At 70.2% G+C, this 16,694-nt stretch carries 8 protein-coding genes; 1 reads left to right on the top strand and 7 read right to left on the bottom strand.

Annotation, left to right across the window (positions count from 1 at the left end):
- Positions 1-11 precede the first annotated feature (11 nt).
- The 7 genes from dnaB to AB0M03_RS18970 all read right to left on the bottom strand — a co-directional run bounded on the left by dnaB (position 12) and on the right by AB0M03_RS18970 (position 14,231).
- Positions 12-1,511: a replicative DNA helicase gene (gene dnaB, locus AB0M03_RS19000; RefSeq protein ID WP_363492705.1), complete on the bottom strand. Its 1,500-nt coding sequence runs from the start codon at positions 1,509-1,511 to the stop codon at positions 12-14.
- Entirely contained in the window at positions 1,459-2,742 is a 1,284-nt protein-coding gene (locus tag AB0M03_RS18995; RefSeq protein ID WP_363492704.1) for a hypothetical protein, read from the bottom strand. The genes dnaB and AB0M03_RS18995 overlap by 53 nt, the downstream gene beginning before the upstream one ends.
- Positions 2,743-3,766: 1,024 nt before the next feature.
- On the bottom strand, positions 3,767-5,035 hold the full coding sequence (locus tag AB0M03_RS18990; protein WP_363492703.1) for an IS21 family transposase: 1,269 nt from the start codon (positions 5,033-5,035) through the stop codon (positions 3,767-3,769).
- A 372-nt stretch (positions 5,036-5,407) separates the two neighbouring features.
- Entirely contained in the window at positions 5,408-5,830 is a 423-nt protein-coding gene (locus AB0M03_RS18985; RefSeq protein ID WP_363492702.1) for an ATP-binding protein, read from the bottom strand.
- Between the two features lie 91 nt (positions 5,831-5,921).
- Positions 5,922-12,431, bottom strand: coding sequence for a type I polyketide synthase (locus tag AB0M03_RS18980; RefSeq protein ID WP_363492701.1), 6,510 nt, complete (start codon positions 12,429-12,431; stop codon positions 5,922-5,924).
- A 77-nt stretch (positions 12,432-12,508) separates the two neighbouring features.
- Positions 12,509-13,783, bottom strand: coding sequence for a beta-ketoacyl synthase N-terminal-like domain-containing protein (locus AB0M03_RS18975; RefSeq protein ID WP_363492720.1), 1,275 nt, complete (start codon positions 13,781-13,783; stop codon positions 12,509-12,511).
- A gap of 229 nt (positions 13,784-14,012) precedes the next feature.
- On the bottom strand, positions 14,013-14,231 hold the full coding sequence (locus tag AB0M03_RS18970; protein ID WP_363492700.1) for a DUF5988 family protein: 219 nt from the start codon (positions 14,229-14,231) through the stop codon (positions 14,013-14,015).
- 625 nt (positions 14,232-14,856) lie between these two features.
- On the opposite strand from AB0M03_RS18970, the gene AB0M03_RS18965 reads away from it, so the two are divergent.
- Positions 14,857-15,360 (top strand): IPT/TIG domain-containing protein, encoded by a 504-nt coding sequence (locus tag AB0M03_RS18965; protein ID WP_363492699.1) that lies wholly within the window; start codon positions 14,857-14,859, stop codon positions 15,358-15,360.
- Positions 15,361-16,694: the final 1,334 nt, after the last annotated feature.

The following is a 16,694-nucleotide window of genomic DNA, read 5'->3' as shown; positions in this document are numbered from 1 at the left end:
CCTCTCGGGGATCAGTCCGTGTCGCGGGTCATGTCGACGATGCGGCTGTAGTGGCCCTGGAATGCGGCGGTGATCACGGCCTGCGGGCCGCCGCGGTGCTTGGCGACGTTGAGCTCGATCTCGCCGGCGCGGACGCTCTCCCTCTCGTGCATGTCCTCGCGGTGGAGCAGGATGACAATGTCGGCGTCCTGCTCGATCGAGCCGGACTCGCGCAGGTCGGAGACCATCGGGCGCTTGTCCTGGCGCTGTTCGGGGCCGCGGTTGAGCTGGGAGAGCGCCACGACCGGGCACTCCAGCTCCTTGGCCATCATCTTGAGGTGGCGGGAGATGTCGCTGATCTCTTCCTGCCGGTTGCCGTAGCGCTTGCTGCCGCCGGACTGCATCAGCTGGAGGTAGTCGACGACGACCAGGCCGAGGCCGCCGTGCTGCTGGGCGATGCGCCGGGCCCGGGAGCGGATCTCCATCAGGGTGAGTTCCTGGGAGTCGTCGATCACCAGCGGCGCGTCCATGATCTCGGGGGTCCGGCGGGCGAGGCGCTGGACGTCGTCGTCCGTGACCGTGCCGGCCTTGATGTGGTGCAGCGCGACCTTCGCTTCGGCGGAGAACAGTCGCTGCACGATCTCCGCGCGGCCCATCTCCAGGGAGAAGAAGGCGGCGGTCTTCTGCTGGTGGATGGCGCAGGCCCGGGCGAAGTCCAGGGCGAGTGTGGACTTGCCGACGCCCGGCCGGGCGCCGATGACGACGAGCTGGCGGGGCAGCAGGCCGCTGGTGAGCTGGTCCAGGTCGGCGAAGCCGGTGGACAGTCCGGCCAGGGTCTTGCGGGTCTTGGTCGCGTCCAGGCCGTCGAAGAACGCCTCCACGTCGTCGCCAACCGGGGCGTACGAGGTGCTGACCGTGCGGGCGCTGACGGCCTTGTAGACCTCCTCCTGGGCGGCCTGGACGATGGCGTCGAGCTCGCCCTCGGCCGCGTAGCCCATCCCGGCGATCCGGGTGCCGGCCTCGACCAGGCGGCGCAGTACCGCCCGCTCGTGGACGATCGCGGCGTAGTACTCGGCGTTCGCCGCGGTGGGCACCGAGTTGACCAGGGTGTGCAGGTAGCCGGGGCCGCCGGCCCTCTCCAGGTCGCCGCGCCGGGTCAGTTCGCCGGCCACGGTGATCGGGTCGGCCGGCTCGTCCTTGGCGTAGAGGGCGAGGATCGCCTGATGGATCGTCTCGTGCGCGGGCCGGTAGTAGTCAGCGGGCTGGAGGACCTCGACCACGTCGCCGATCGCGTCCTTGGACAGCAACATCCCGCCCAGCACCGACTGCTCGGCATCCAGGTCCTGCGGCGGCACCCGCTCCAGGACCGCCTCCCCCACCGGACCGCCGTCCGTGCGGCGGGTCCGCCCGCCCCACCTCGGCGCGGGCAGCTGCTCGACGAACATCTCCCCGGCCGGCGCGTAGTCGTCCTCCGGCAGCTCATCGGGCAGGTCGTCCGGCTCCAGACCCTGGCCGTCGGGCAGTACGCTCATGGCGAATCTCCTGTTCGAGGGATGGTTCGACCCGGCGGCCGGGGGTGCAGACCCCGGCCGCCGTTTGCTGTTCGAGGGATGGTCGGGCGTTGACCTTGGGCTGCCACGGCACGCCCTCGGCCGCGAGGATCTCGGCCATCGACAACCCCTCCGGCTTGCCGCCGCGCCGCTGCTGCTCCTCACGGACGCAGGTCGGGCAGTCCAGCGGAAGCGCCGGGTGGCGCGAGCACTTGTCCGGGTCCGGGCGCCGAGGTGCGGCCGGCTTGGCCGGAGCACCGGCGTACTGGGCGTGGATCGCCTCGCCCAGGCGCCACCACGACGGCTTCTCCTCGCCCATCCAGGCTGCGACCGCCGCCAGCCACTCCACCGGCTCGCCCTTGGCCACGAGCCGGGTCGCCGACTCGGTGAACTCCGCCAGGGCGTCCGGCCCGCGGTGGCGGCCGACCCCGATCGAGTCCCGGCCCGACTGCCAGGCCGCCACGATCCGCCGGACCTCCGCCGGAAACTCGGCTCCAGGGGCAGCGGGAGCGGACTCCTCCCGGGGCGCGAGTACGGCCGCAGCCGAAGGCGCGGCCTGCCCCTGCGGACGCTCTTCCTGCTCGTCGATCTTCTTCTTCTCCTGCTCCTGGGCGGTGGCACCAGGGGTGGCCGACGTCGGAGGAGCGGTAGAGGAAGAAGAGTCATTAGCGGAGTACTTGGAAGATGATCCCTGGTCCCCCGAATCCGGGTGAGCCGAATCCGGGTGAGCCGGTTCCTGGAAATCCGGATTCGGCTCCGGTTCCGGGTTTCCAGGAACCGGACCTCCAGACCTCTCCTGACCTGCGGACTTCCGGCCGCGCGGCTGCTTTGGGGGAGGTGTCTTTGGGGAGCCCTTGGAGGCTCGCTTGCGGTCGTCCGGGTCGGTCCTCTGCTCAGGGGGCACCGGTCGGCTGTACACCTCGCACACCCACTCGTGGGTGCCGTTCTTGTGGTGCATCAGCCGTCGGACGATGTACCCGGCCCGCTCCAGCTCGTACGAGGCCGCGTACAGGGCGTCGCGGCCCTCCAGGTTCTTCGCCCCGTTCCGCTTGGCGCGCTTCACCATGTCCGGGACGCTGTCAATCTCGACGCCGGGCGGCCGGCGCAGCCACCGAGTCAGCAGGCCCAGCGCCCGGCACGACAGATCGTCGTCCACCGTCAAGTTGTCGAGAGTCGTCCAAGTCGCCGACTCCTCGGCGCGGTACATCCTCACCGGGCCACCTCCGAACCGGCAGCGGGCGCCAGGAGCAGCCCGGCCGGGACGGTGGGCGAATGGGTGAGTTCGGGGGAATGCAAGGTGTGTGTCACAGGGCCGGCGGTCGCATGGCCGGCCTGCGGACGGAGGCCACCGACCCCGGCAGGGAGCGGAGGTACGTCAGCAGAAGCGGCGCCGTGCGTGCTGGGGCAGTTGTCGGGCATCAGCCGTCGGCTGCAGTCGAGCCGGCGGCGCGGCGGAGTCAGAAGGGCCGGAGTGACACGGCCGAACCGCAGAGTGACGGCCTGGAACAAGGGGGGCGCTACCTCTCGGGTCAGCGCCGCCCCCGAGCCGATACGCAGGATCGCCCGGCCGGGCGAGAGACGGGTGTCTTTCGCCGAGATCTGCGAGCACCTGGTACCGTCGGAGACGACGTAGTTAACGGCAGCGGAGCGGCCCCCAGACGGCAAATCTTGGGCCGCTTTTGCTGTTTCTGAACGTCATATGTGCGCGTCGCCGGGCATCGGGTGAGCCTTGGTCCCCGTGAGGACTGGGCTTTCAGTGCTTTCAGGGGCGAACCGCGTCGACGCCCACGTCCGTGCAGGGCTGGCCTCCTCACTGCCCCGGGGAGGGAGAAGGTGTCAGCGGGTGGTGCCGAGGTCCCGCCACCCGGCACGGGCCCCCGACCCGGCGGACCGGTGCTGGAAGCTTGCCTGGCTGCGTGCGAAGGGGGCGTGGCGCTCGGCCATGGTCACCACCCGCCGGCGCCTGTCGCTGCAGATGCCGTGGATCGCCCATGTCCGCTGGCGCGAGGACAAGCAGGCCGCCCGGGTGAGCGCCGACGGCATCACCCTGCCCCCTGTCGCAGCCCCCAGGCCCGCGCCGGGGATAGCGGGCACCGTCGGCAGTGCCGGCTGCGGCATGCCGGACAACGAGCAGCTCGCCGAAGCGGCCGTTTCGTCGGGCTTCGGCCTGGAGCCGGGCCTCGGTTCTTCAGGGCCCCGACCGCGGGCCGCAGGCACCGCTTCACCACTGGGGGACGTCACGATCGTGGCGGATCCGCCTCCTGGTCCTCGGCGCGAGGGAGCGGTCTGGTGGGCTGCTCGTCGTCGCGCCGGGACAGGGCCTGGGCCTGGTCCAGGGCGGCCCGGGACCGTGGGCGGGGGATTCTGCCTGCCGTGCAGGTCTGCGCCTTCGCGCTGGAGGTCCGGGTGGGTCGTTCCAGAGTGATGGGGCCGCTGCGCCCGGCGATCGTGCGGCCTGCCCCTCTCGGGGCCCTCAAGAAGCAGGCGATGACCGCCCCGTGGGTGGTCGTGATCGACAGGTGGGGTTCGTCCAGCCGCCAGCGGATCCCTACCTCGCTGCCAACGAGACCCGCGGGGAGCAGGTAGAAGTTACCCTCGAACGGCACGAGTCCGTGGAGATCGACCCTGCGCTGAACGCAGATGCGAGCCGGGAACGGCTTCGAGGGCAGGGGCAGCAGGGCCCAGGCGTCGCAGTCCGCCCGTCGGCGCCAACCGTCCGAGCGCTCGGCCAGGCGGTCGAGGCTGTCTTGTGCCGTCTGTACGCCGAGATCGTCGGCCGTGGTGTCCCACCAGTGAAGGACGACGGAGCGGCGGGCACGGGTGGCGGGGATGGACGGTCCCATCTGCGGGCGGATCGCGATGGAGGCAGCGTAATAATTCGCGATTTCCTGAAAGGCGGCGGTCACCTTGCCGGCCGGTGAGCAGACCGGTGGAGTCCGGTCGAACAGCCAGCGTTCGCCGGTGCCGCCCAGCCGACGCAGCACCTGGTCCACGGCTTCGACGCAGTGCGGGAGGTCGTTGGTGGCGGTCAGAGCCGCCCGCCAGCGGCCGGATCGCGTGAGCGAACCCATGAGCAGGTACGCCTGGCGCCCGCAGTCCCACTCGGCCGGCGGGGCCGGGAGCTGTACCCAGTCGAACTGCACGTCCTCCACGGTGCCGCAGGTGGGGCCTCTCCCCCGGTGGCAGAGTTCGCAGCACGGCCGCGTCAGATGCCTGCGCAGGGCGCGGGTGAACGTCGAATAGGCGCCGCCGTAGCCCAGCTCGACGATTTCGCTGTGAAGAACGTTCGCCCGCAGGTGCGGATCGTCGTCGAGCCGTTGCTGGCAGTACGGGATGAATCGAAAGAACTCGTTATGGGGCACTGCTCGGACCCCTACAGTCCGCTCTCCCTTGAGATAGGCCCTGACTGTCTTGCGGTCACGGCCCAGGCGGTGGGCGATCGCCGAGACGGACCAACCCTGGCGACGCAAGGCGCAAATCTCTTTGTACTCCTCTGAACTGAGCATCCGAACCCCTAACTGTCAAACTTCGCCACCACAAAGCGTCTTGAATTAGCGGCGACCGCGAGACATGGTCGAATCTGCTGAATATGCCATAGGCAATTTCAGAGGCCGCTGCCGCCCTGGCAAGGGTTGCGGCCTCGACCAGCGGCACAAGAGGCGCGAACCGCCCTCCTGCGGAGTTCTGCCGAGCATTGCGAGAATTACATACTGAAGGGCGCCTGAACCATGCATGCATGATGATTGCCGCCGGATCGCCCATGCGGCAAATCCCGGTGTTCGTTCGCCCCCTGGCCCCGCCCCTCGCCCGACGGGCAGGGGGCGAACCGGCCTCTGTGCGGCCGGTGGCGGCAGGCGTGGGATACGACGCGCGCGGTCTCACAACGACAATCGGCAGGAGACGGTCTTGGTTCCATCGCGATGGAAACGACAGGCCCAGGATCTGGCGACGCTCTCGACCAGAAGCAGACCCCGCCCGCCTTCTTCACAGGTGATTGCCCGGTGCACTCGGGGAGCGCTCGTGGAGCGGTCTCGAATACCGATCGACAACCACCGCTGGTCGAGCGCGATCGTCACCCTGATCGGATGCTCGCTATCGGTGTGCCGGATCGCGTTCGTCAGAAGCTCAGTGGTCAGGAGTTCGGCGTCATCGGTGAGGTGCGCCATCTCCCAGTGGCTGAGGATTTCCTTCACGGCGCGGCGCACGGGCCGCACCTGATGGGGCTCCGGGAACACGAACATGGAGATGCGCCGTTCCTGTGCGTCACATGCGTCCGTGCCCGGCGATTTTGTGGAGGTCATGTCCGTCCCCTGGCTTCGCTCCCCGGCGAAGCCGGGATCCCGTCCTTCACGGTCCGTCGGCGGTTCGGCGGGCTCGCGGCCTGAAGTGAGCTCATGAGTTCTTCCTCGGAGGCCTGGTGCCGGCCGTGGCGTCCGATGACTCGGCCAACTGCGGCGGGCGGGGACCGATGAGGTCCACGGCCGAGGATGTGGCGTCGTCGGGGGGAACAGGAGAGGCGTCGGCGGCCAGGCTGATGCCGAGTTGCTGTGCGAGGCCGTCGGCGAGAGCTGCCAGGGTGGGGTGGGCCGAAACGAAGTCGCTGGCGAGTCTGATCCCGAGCGAGTCCTCCACGCGGGTGCGCAGTTCGATGCGGAGCAGGGAATCGAACCCGAGTGCCTTCAACGGGGTCTGCGGATCCAGGGTGCTGGCCCCCAGCCGGAGGACGGTACGGATGTGTTCGGCCAAGAGGTCCTCGAGGATCGTGCGGCGGGCGAAGCCGGGTTCCGCGGCCTGCAGCTCGCCCAGGATGTCGCGCACGGCATCCTGGGCGACCGTCTGCGCGGGGATGTCGGGCGCCTCGGGGGTGAGGAGGGCGAACAGCGAGGACTTCCGGCCGGCCGGGGGAATCCAACTGTCCGGCGGGCCGGGGATGACGCCGGTGCGTACGCGGTTGTGGGTCAGAAGCGCCGCGAGGGCCGTGAGCCCCTCGGCGGTGGGGATGGTCTGGTAGCCGCGGGTCGCGAAGCCGGTGGCGACCCCGGTTTCGCCCCAGGGCCCCCAGTTCACGGCCAACGTGGGCAGGTCCCGGGCGGTGCGCCAGGTGGCGAACGCGTCGAGCCACGCGTTGGCGGCCGAGTAGGCGCCCTGGCCCGGGTTGCCGAACAGGGAAGCCATGGAGGAGTACAGGACGAACCAGTCCAGCGGCAGCGAGGTGGTGGCCTGGTGGAGACGCCAGGCACCGGTGGCTTTGGGATGCCAGACGCGTTCGAGCTGGTCGTCGGTGATGTTGGACACCGCGGCGTCGTCGAGGACCATCGCGGCGTGGATGACGCCGCGCAGTGTCCCGCCGTCGGCGGTGGCTTCGGCCACCAGCTTCTCGGCGACGCCGGGCTGGGCGATGTCACCGAGCACGACGCTGACGCGGGTTCCCCGTTCACGCAGCCCGGCGAGGACCCGTTCGGTGTCGGCCGAGGGCGGTGTGCGTCCGTTGAGAACGAGGTGATCGGCGCCCTGGTCTGCCAGCCAGCGGGCCGTGGCGAGGCCGACGCCGCGCAGGCCTCCGGTGATGAGGTAGGCGCCGTCCGCTCGGACCGGTGAGGGCGCTTCGCGCAGGATGGCAGTGGTGCTGCCTTCGCTGGGTATGGTCAGGACCAGTTTGCCGATGTGCCCGGCGCCGGCCATGAGGCGGAAGGCGTCGGAGGCCTGCGCGAGCGGATGGGTCCGGTAGGGCAGCGGGGTGAGGGTGCCCCGGTCGAATTCCGCCAAGACCTCGCGCATCATCTCGGCGAAGGTGTCCGCGCGGGTGTGCTGGAGCTCGACGAGGTCGACCGTGGTCATGGTGATGTTGTGTCGTAGCAGTCCGAGACCCAGCGGGGTGTCGGCGAGAATGTCGCGTACACCCAGCTCGACGAATCTGCCGAAGGGCCGCAGTGTTTCCAGTCCGGCCCTGATGGCTCGCCCGGAGAGGGAGTTGAGGACCACGTCGACCCCCTCTCCCCCCGTGACGGCGCGGGTCTGCTCGGCGAAGTCCAGCGAGCGGGAGTCCATGATGTGCCGGATGCCCATTGCGCGCAGGTGTTGGCGCTTGTCCTCGCTGCCTGCGGTGGCGAACACCTCGGCGCCCAGGCGCCGCGCGACCGCGATCGCGGCCAGTCCGGTCCCGCCGGTGGCGCTGTGGATGAGGACACGCTCACCGCTGGTGAGCCCGGCGACGTGGCGCAGTGCGTACCAGGCGGTGAGGTAGGCGATGGGCAGCCCTGCGGCCGTCTCGGCGGGCAGGCCCGCCGGGATGGGGGCGACGGCGGCCGCAGGCACGGTGGTGAAGGTGGTGAAGAGGCCGCCTCGCACGTCGACGACGAGGACGCTGTCGCCGGCGCACAGATGCCTGACGCCCGGTCCGACGGCGGTGATCACGCCGGTGGCCTCGAAGCCGATGCGGTAGCCCGCTTCATCGTCGGTCGCCAGCATGCCCATGGCGGTGAGCACGTCGCGGAAGTTCACGCCTGCGGCGTGAAGGCGCAGTTCGACCTCACCGGGGCCGGGGGCACGTCGCGGTGTGGCGGTCAGGCGCAGGGCGTCGAGGTCGCCGAGCCGCTCCGCGTGGAGCTGGAAGCGGTCGGTGCCGTAGCGCACGGTGCGGGTGACGGCGGTGGCGCGTTCGGTTTCGGACAGGGGGGTGTAGGCCAGCCGGGCGATGTGGCGGGCGTCACCGCGCAGGGCGATCTCGTCCTCAGGGGGGTCGGTGAGGAGTTCGGCCGCGAGCCGGTGCAGGTCGACGTCGGCGTAGTCGGCGTCGATGAGGGTCGCTCGCAGCTCCGGGTGTTCGTGCGTCAGCACACGCATGAGTCCGCGCACGGTGCTCTGGGCGGGGTCGGCGGGTTGCCCCGGCTGCGGATCGTGGGCGGATCGGGTGACGGCGAACAGGCGTGTGGGCGCGCTGTGCGCGATCGCGCTCTGGGCGGCGGCGAGCAGGCGGCGGGTGCGGCGCAGTGCGATCGCGCCGGTGTCGTCCTCGGGCGCGGGCGGTGCGCACAGGAGGACCACGGCGCGCGGTGTGGGCGAGGAGTCCCAGTGCCGGGTGATGGTCTGCTTGAGCTGCGGGAGGGTGTCGGTGTCGACGGGAAGGTCGAGGACGTCGGTGCGTGTCCCGGCGAGGTCGAGGGCGTCCGCCAGTGTCCGGGCGGATCCGTCCGCTTCGCCGATGACGAGCCAGGGTCCCGGGTCGGCAGGTTCGGGGCGCTCCCGGCGCGGCACGGGCTGCCATCGGGTTTCGAGGAACCACCGGTCGACGGTTTCGTCGGCCTTCCGGCCATGGCGCATGAAGCGCAGTGCGTCGATCTCGACGAGGGGATTTCCCGCCTCGTCCAACAGCCGCACGTCTCCGACGATGCTGTCGGCAGCGGTGTGGGTGAGCCGGGCGTGCGCGTAGCGGGCGTCCTCGGGAGTTCCGAGGATCCGCACGGCCCCCACATGGACGGGCAGCACCAGGCCGTGGCCTGATTCGTGGACCAGGCCGGCGACGACGAGCTGGGCGCACAAGTCCAGGAGGACCGGGTGGATCCGCAGGCCGTGGGGGGCACTCTGTGCCGGGGCCGGCAGTGTCACGCTGGCCCAGAAGCTGTCGCCCTGGGCGGAACCGCGCAGTTCGGTGATGCCGCCGAAGGCCGGCCCGTGTTCCAGGCCTCGTGCGCGCAGGCTCGCGTAGAGGGCGTGCGGATCCAGGACGGCGTGGTGGCCGGCGGACAGTGCGTCCACGGAGAACGCCGGCTTCCGGGGGGATGGGTCGATGCGGCGTAGATTGGCGGTTGCCTGCCGTACCCAGGCTCCGTCCTTGTCCTGGCCGAAGATTTCGCAGTCGGCGCGGTCGGTGCCGGTGAGGGTGACGGTCGTTCCGACGGGCGTGTGCGCGTCGAGGTGCAGCATCTCGCGGAAGTGGATGTCGGTCGCTTCGATACCGTGCGCGGCGCCGGGCAGGACCTCGTCGGCGGCGGTCAGGGCGAGGGCGCAGTAGGCGGCGCCGGGCAGGACCGGCTGGCCGTGGACGCGGTGGTCGGCCATCCAGGGCAGGACGTCGGTGCCGGTGTCGGCGTGCCAGGTGTGGCGCGGTTGGTCGCCGGGCACGTCCGTGTGTGTTCCCGGCAGGGCGGCGGGTGCGCGTTCGGCGTGCCGGGAGGCCGCTGGGGGCGGGGCGACGTCGGTCCAGTGGGGTCGGCGGTCGAAGGTGAGTGCGGGTACGTCGGTCAGGTGGCCGTCGGCGTAGAGGCGGGACCAGTCGACGCTGACCCCCGCGCAGTGCAGGGCGGCGAGCTGGGTGCGGAAGGTGGTGCGTTCGTCTTCCCTCTTGCGCAGTGTCGGCAGGATCACGGGCTCGTGAAGCAGGCCGGTCAGGCTTCCGGCGAGGGAGTGGGTGACGACGGGTTGCGGCGAGATCTCCAGGTACACCTGGTGGCGGTCGGCGGCGGCCGCGGCCACGGCGGCGTGGAAGCGTACGGGTCGGCGCAGGTTGGCGCACCAGTAGGCGGCGTCGAAGAGGGGGGTGGCGCGGGGGTTGTCCAGGACGGTGGTGTAGAAGGGGATGGCCGGTTGGCCGGGGGTCAGCCCGGCGAGGTCGGTGGCGAGGTCGGCGAGCAGCGGGTCGACCTGGGGGCAGTGCGAGGCGACGTCGACGTCGATCATGCGTGTCACGATTCCGCGGGCCCGCCAGGTGGCGGTCAGGTCCCGGATGGCGGCGATGGTGCCGGCGACGACGGTCGACTCGGGTGCGGCGACGACGGCCACGGACACCGTGTCGGCGCCGATGGCGGCGAGTTCGTTCTCGACGGTCGCGCTGTCGAGGCCGACGCTCGCCATGGCGCCGGCTCCGGCGATGCGGGTGAGGAGAGCGGATCGTCGGCAGATGACGCGCACGCCGTCGGCCAGGGTGAGTGCTCCGGCGGTGACTGCGGCCGCGACCTCGCCCATGGAATGGCCGATGACGGCAGCCGGCTCGACCCCGTGGTCGCGCCAGGTGGAGGCCAGGGCGACCTGCAGGGCGAACAGTGCGGGTTGCACGCGACCGCAGCCGCTGATGTGTTCGCGGTCGCGGACGGCTCGCAGAACGGAGAACCCGGTTTCGGCGGCGATCAGCGCATCGGCCTCGGCCAGGGCCTCGGCGAAGGCCGGATCGTTGTTGAGCAGGTCGTGTCCCATGCCTTGCCACTGCGAGCCCTGACCGGAGAACACCCAGACGGGGCGACGGCTGACGCCCGCGCCCACGTGGCCGCGTACGACGCCGGGGTGGGCTTGTCCGGCTTCGAAGGAACGCAGGGCGCGGGTCAGCTCGACGTGGGAGCCGCCCACTACCCCGAGTCGGCCGTGCCCGGGAGAGTGACGCAGGGCGAGGGTGTGGGCGATGTCGTGCAGGGGCTCGGCGGCTCCCTCGGTCTCCAGCCAGTGGGCCAGGCGTGCGGCGGCGGTGGGCAGTGCGTCCGGGGAGCCGGCGGCCAGGAGGAGGACGTGGGGCGGGGTGGCCTGCTTCTGCTGTGACGCCGCGTCAACGGGGACGGCGTCCGCGTTGGTGGCGGTGCCGGTGGTGGGAGCGCTGGGGAGGACGGTAGTGCGGCTGCGCGTAGGGGCCTGTTCGAGGATCACGTGGGCGTTGGTCCCGGAGAAACCGAAAGAGGAGACGGCGGCCAGTCGCGAGGCCGTCAGGGTGGGCCAGGCGGCCAGGTCGGTGGGGACGAACAGGCGGGTGCCCCGGGCGTCGATGGCCGGGTTCCAGCGGGTGAAGTTCAGGTTGGGCGGGACGAGCCCGCGCTGAAGGCAGAGCACCGCCTTGATCAGGCCGATGACTCCGGCCGCCGGTTCCAGGTGGCCCACGTTCGTCTTCACCGAACCCAGCGCGCAGCGCCCCTGTCCCACACCGTAGACCGCGGCCAGACTGGAGAACTCGATGGGGTCGCCGACGGGTGTGCCGGTGCCGTGTGTCTCCACCAGGCCCACTTCGCGCGGGTCGGTTCCGGCTCGGGCGAGGGCCTGACGGTACAGGGCCTGCTGGGCCTCGGCGGAGGGCGCAGCCAGGACGTCGGAGCGACCGTCCTGATTGACGGCCGAACCGCGGACCAGGGCCAGGATGCGGTCGTGGTCCCGCAGCGCGTCTTCCAGGCGTTTGAGGACGACGACGCCGCAGCCCTCGCCGCGTACGAAGCCGTCGGCGGCGGCGTCGAAGGTCCGGCAGCGACCGGTGGGCGAGAGCATCCCCATGCGGGCGAAGGACATCGTCGTTCTCGCGCCGAGCATGAGGGTGACACCGCCGGCCAGCGCGAGATCGCACTCGTCGTTGCGCAGAGCCTGACAGGCCAGGTGGACCGCCACGAGCGAGGACGAGCACGCGGTGTCCAGCGCGACGCAGGGGCCCTGCAGGCCCAGCAGGTAGGAGATGCGCCCTGGGGCGACACAGTGCCCGTTGGTCAGGATCGCGCCCTCGAGTTCACGGGGTTGGCCGGCGAGGGACTCCATGTAGTCGGTGTAGCTCAGGCCCGAGAACAGTCCCGTGGAGGTTCCCGCCAGTCGCTCCGGGGGGAGTCCGGCGTGTTCGAGTGCCTCCCACGTCACTTCCAGGAGCAGCCGGTGCTGGGGGTCCAGAACGTCGGCCTCCTTGCCCGAGACCCCGAAGAAGTCGGCGTCGAAACCAGCGACGTCGCGAAGGTAGCCTCCCCACCGCGGCATCTGCCCGGTGGCGCCGACCGGGGCCGGGGGAATCTGCCCGGCGCGGGTGATCGGCGGTTCGCCGACCGCGTCCTGGCCGGCCTCGAGCAGCCGCCACAGCGCGGCGGGCGAGTCGATGTCGAGGGGAAGGCGGCATCCCATGCCGACGACGGCAATGTGCGTATCAGCGGCTCGCGGGTTCTCTGCGTGGCCCATCACGGGGTCTCCTATGCGTTTGCACGAACGGACGGGGAGCGCTCGCCGTCCGGCGGCGCGGTCGGCGGCGGACGGGGTCAGTCGGCGTCCGGACTGCCCAGCAGGATCGCGCTCTTGACACCTCCGATCTGGTAGTTACAGGTCAGTGCGTAGTCGAACTCCAGGCGCCGGGTGTGGACGCCGGGGACAGGGTCGAAGCGGATGTTGTCGGCCGGCTCCTCGCAGTTCGCGGTGGGGCACACCTCGCCCTGCTCCAGCATCAGGAGGGTCAGGGCGACGCCCAGAGCCCCCGCCGGGGCGCCGTTGTGGCCGAAGCAGGCTTCCTGGGAGGTCATCAGGAGGCCTTCGACGGCGTCGCCGTAGAGCTGCTGGACCGCGTTCGTCTCGAAGGCGGTCACGACGACGTCGCCGTCGCTGCCGCCGTGGATGTAGGGAACCTGGCCGATGTCCCACCGGTCGCCGAGGCACTTGCGGATGGCGGCGACCAGTGATGCACCGCTCTCGTCGCTCGCCAGTGGATTGGACAGGCCGTCACGGGTCATGCCGTGCGACAGAATCTGGCCGTAGATGTACGCCCCGCGGCGCTCGGCGCGGTCGCGGCTCTCCAGCACCAGGGTCGCCGATCCCTCCCCGTGGTTCACGCAGTCGGCCCGCCGGTCGTAGGGCCTCATGACTCGGTCGAAGGACGGGAGGAGCTCGGGCATGCCGTCGACTCGGATGGAGTCGTAGGTGCGCTGGGCGCCGTGCAGCAGGCGTTGGACGTTCTGGATCACGTCCACACCGAAGACGTCGACGCCGGTGATGACGGCGAGGTCGATGTCACCGGTGGCGATCATGCGGCGGGCGTTGCCGATCTGGACGGCGGAGGAGGCGCAGCCGCATGAAACGGTGAAGCAGGGGCCGGTCGTGCGCAACAGCGCCCCCTGGACCAGTGCCACGTCGGAGGGGGTGAGTCCCTGCTGGGCCCTGACGAACAGCTCCATCGCCTGGTGCGGGGTGGTGGTGCGCGCGTCGGCGTGCAGGACTTCGAGGTAGCTGGAGATGTTGGCATCGATGCCCCCGCGTCCGACCAGGACCGCGGCGTCGGTGAGGTCGCCGTCCCGGATGCTCAGCTGGGCGTCCGCGCAGGCTTCTACGAGGGAGACCAGTCCGTAGCGGTGGGCGTTGGTGTAGTGCCGGGAGAAGATGCCCGGCAGTTCGGGCAGGCGCTCCGCGAACGCCGTCTCCGGTAGATCGACGGAGCCGTAGTAGACACCGTGGTGCTTCAGGCACGAGCGGCCGTTGGAGGCCACGTCCCAGACCTCGCCCACGGTGAACAGCGGATGCTCTTCGCCCGGCAGGCAGAACCCCATGCCGGTGACCACGGTGTCCGTGCCTCGTGGGCGCCTTCCGGAGGGCCCGCTCACGACGCACACCCAGGGGTGCGGGGCGGACGCTTGTTCCGTACTCGTGCAGGAAGGCTGCTGATCACTGCTCACCTCGGGTTGTGGGATGGGGTGCTGCGGGGCGGCGTCGCGTTGGTGTGCGGTTCCTGGGGCCCGGCGTCCGTGTCGGATGCCGGGGAGGCGGTGACGGGTGCTGCTACTCGGCTATGGCGGTCCGGTACGACCACCGGTAGACGGGCATCAGCACGTCCCCGACGTCTTTGAAGCCCCGCGTGAACTCGAAGTGCTCGTAGCCGTTCCCGCGAGGGATTTTCAACCGATCTTCAATGACCTCGGATTCCACTTCGTGAATCTCAGGAATGTCACTCGGACCTCCGCTGAGGAAGACGAGCAGGCGGCGGGACGTGACACTCACCTCACCAATTCAAGACACTCTGAATTCCTCAGAAGAGTCAGGCCATGTACTGATCGCACACGTTCCAAGTACCCGCCATGAAGGTGACTAACCCAGGAATCAAACGGCGCGCGAGGTGAACCGGGGGGCGCGTGCCGTCGCAGACCGCAACAGGCCGCAGGGAGGCGGCACGCCGGCAAACCATGATTCATATCGCGGGCAACCTGAAATCGCCGGACGGAACAAATATGAAGACTTCGGCATGCTCGCGCCGAATCTCCGTTCGGCACACATAGCAGCAGGTCACAGCGATGCCTGGACCGACGCTCGCGCACGCCGCCCCCCGCCGAAGGCGCGTTTCGGAAAATTCCCGCATGGATCCCTGGAGTCCGTCGACGCGCGGCCGGTCGGGCACTCGAATCGCGCTCACCAAAAATGGCCAGGAGCAAGCCATCCAATCATCACGGATTCCACCGGGCGAGGCGCTGAAGAGATTGTGCGCCCCTCGAAAGATCTAATGCTCCACCCTTTAGTAAATAACCTATTGCCGCGCGGCGACGCCCGAACCTACCGTGAGGAAAACGCCTCGCCAACTTGATCAAAACGGCCTTGTCCGGCGTTTCAGAAGTCGGAAAAGAGGACTCCTATGTCGTCGCCCATTCTCCTCGCCATCGTCCCCTCGCAGGGCCCGACGACCGGGGGCACGCCCGTGCTCCTGCTCGGCACGGGACTGACCGAAACCACGGCGGTCCTGTTCGGCAGCACCCCCGCGCTCAGCTTCACCGTCAACTTCGACGGCGCCATCACGGCCGTCGCCCCGCCCGGAACCGGGACCGTCCAGGTCACGGTGGTCACCGGCAGCGGCACCAGCAACAGCCTCAGCTACACCTACCAGCCGGCGGCCCCGCCGTTCATCCTCGCGCTCGTGCCGCCCGTCGGCCCGGCCGCGGGTGGCCTGCCCGTCCTCATCGTCGGCCACGGCCTGGCTGGCGCGACGTCAGTCCTGTTCGACAGCACCCCCGCCACGAACTTCACCTCGTTGGGCGACGGCGCTGTCCTGGCCGTCGCCCCGCCCGGAACCGGGACCGTCCAGATCACGGTGACCACGGCCGCCGGCACCAGCAACGGCGCCTCCTACACCTACCTGTAGGACAGCGGCCGCCGGAGAGTGCGGGGCATGATCCGGCGGCATGAGAACAGTGAGCTCCGGCAGCAGACCGGCTGTCGGAGCTCACTGTTGGTCGGACGCGGTTGCGGGCGGCCGATGTTCACGCCCTTCCCGGAGGGGCGGTCACCCGCACCCGCCCAGATCGCCGGTGGGGCGGTGCAAGTGCAGGCGGGGCTGTTGCTGGTGCCACCGGGGGGTCACCGTCACCTGCACCGTGCCCGAGCCGGGGTGCCCCCTGACCTACGGAGGAACATCGACCAGGGCTCGTCGGGGTGTACCCTCCGAGCGACCCGGCCACCCGCCGGACGGGGCCTACGTGGACCCGCGACCGCCGTGTCGAGCACGGGCCAGAATCGCCGGGGATCGGGTTCCGGGCGGGGATGCAGGTGAGGGCACCCACCTGCATGCTGGCCCCATCAGTGGTGATCACCGTCGTGTCCTGGGCGCCGGCGGCCCCGTACGAGTCACAGCCATCGGCCCGGTGTCCGGAACGACAGAGAACGACGCGCCGGCCTGGTCCATGGCGTAGGGGCCCGGTACCACCGTCGATCGACGTGAGTCGACACGAGAGACCTGGGCCGCCTCCGAGGCGGAGGAACTCACCACCGACTGCCCGGTCGCTGCCGCCGGGAGGCTCACCCGTGCGGCCGCAACGCCTTCCTCGGCCGATCCGCCCCCGACGCCACCTGTGCTTTCCGCGGACGGCCCCGGCCGGACGCACCGCACACGAATCCCACCGGGAACCTGGCCATCGGTGGCCGCGGTCACGCTCTCCATCGTCAGCGGTCCGCTCGGGCGCTGACCGCCCGCCATCACCGTCGGTACGTACCACCCCAGCAGAAGCCCCCAGCACCAGAGCGCCGACGTCGCCCTTCCACGGCCCGAAGGCAGGGAGTCGCCATGGCGTGTCGCACTTCCCCCCCTGCCTTGTGATGCACGCACCTCAACACCGGGCGCCGATCCGCCGCGCATTGTCAGACACGCCCTGGACCATCCGGTCGCCACACCGGCCAGCACGCTTCGGAACCTTTGGATTGCTCGCATGACGTCTCCTGGCGTATGTGAGCCGCCGCACCCGCCAGCACCGCTGACGCGGCACCTGCAGGTGGATCCAAGTCCTCCACGGGGGTGCCCATCGCACAAGCCTCACATAACGCCGCCCAACGGACAGCGAACTCTGGCTATCGCGCTTCCCCCCGGGGAGGGATGGGCGGCCCGCCGGGTTGTATACAGAAAGTAATCCAGAGCCCCGAAATCGGTGACAAGCCTCCCGGCTCGCCTTTCACCCGTTCGGCGGAGTGTCCGGAACACGTGCT

The organism is Kitasatospora sp. NPDC051914 (assembly GCF_040680995.1).
GTDB lineage: Bacteria > Actinomycetota > Actinomycetes > Streptomycetales > Streptomycetaceae > Kitasatospora.
The sequence above is the reverse complement of the archived record's forward strand: the minus strand, read 5'-3'. Positions and strand labels throughout refer to the sequence as shown.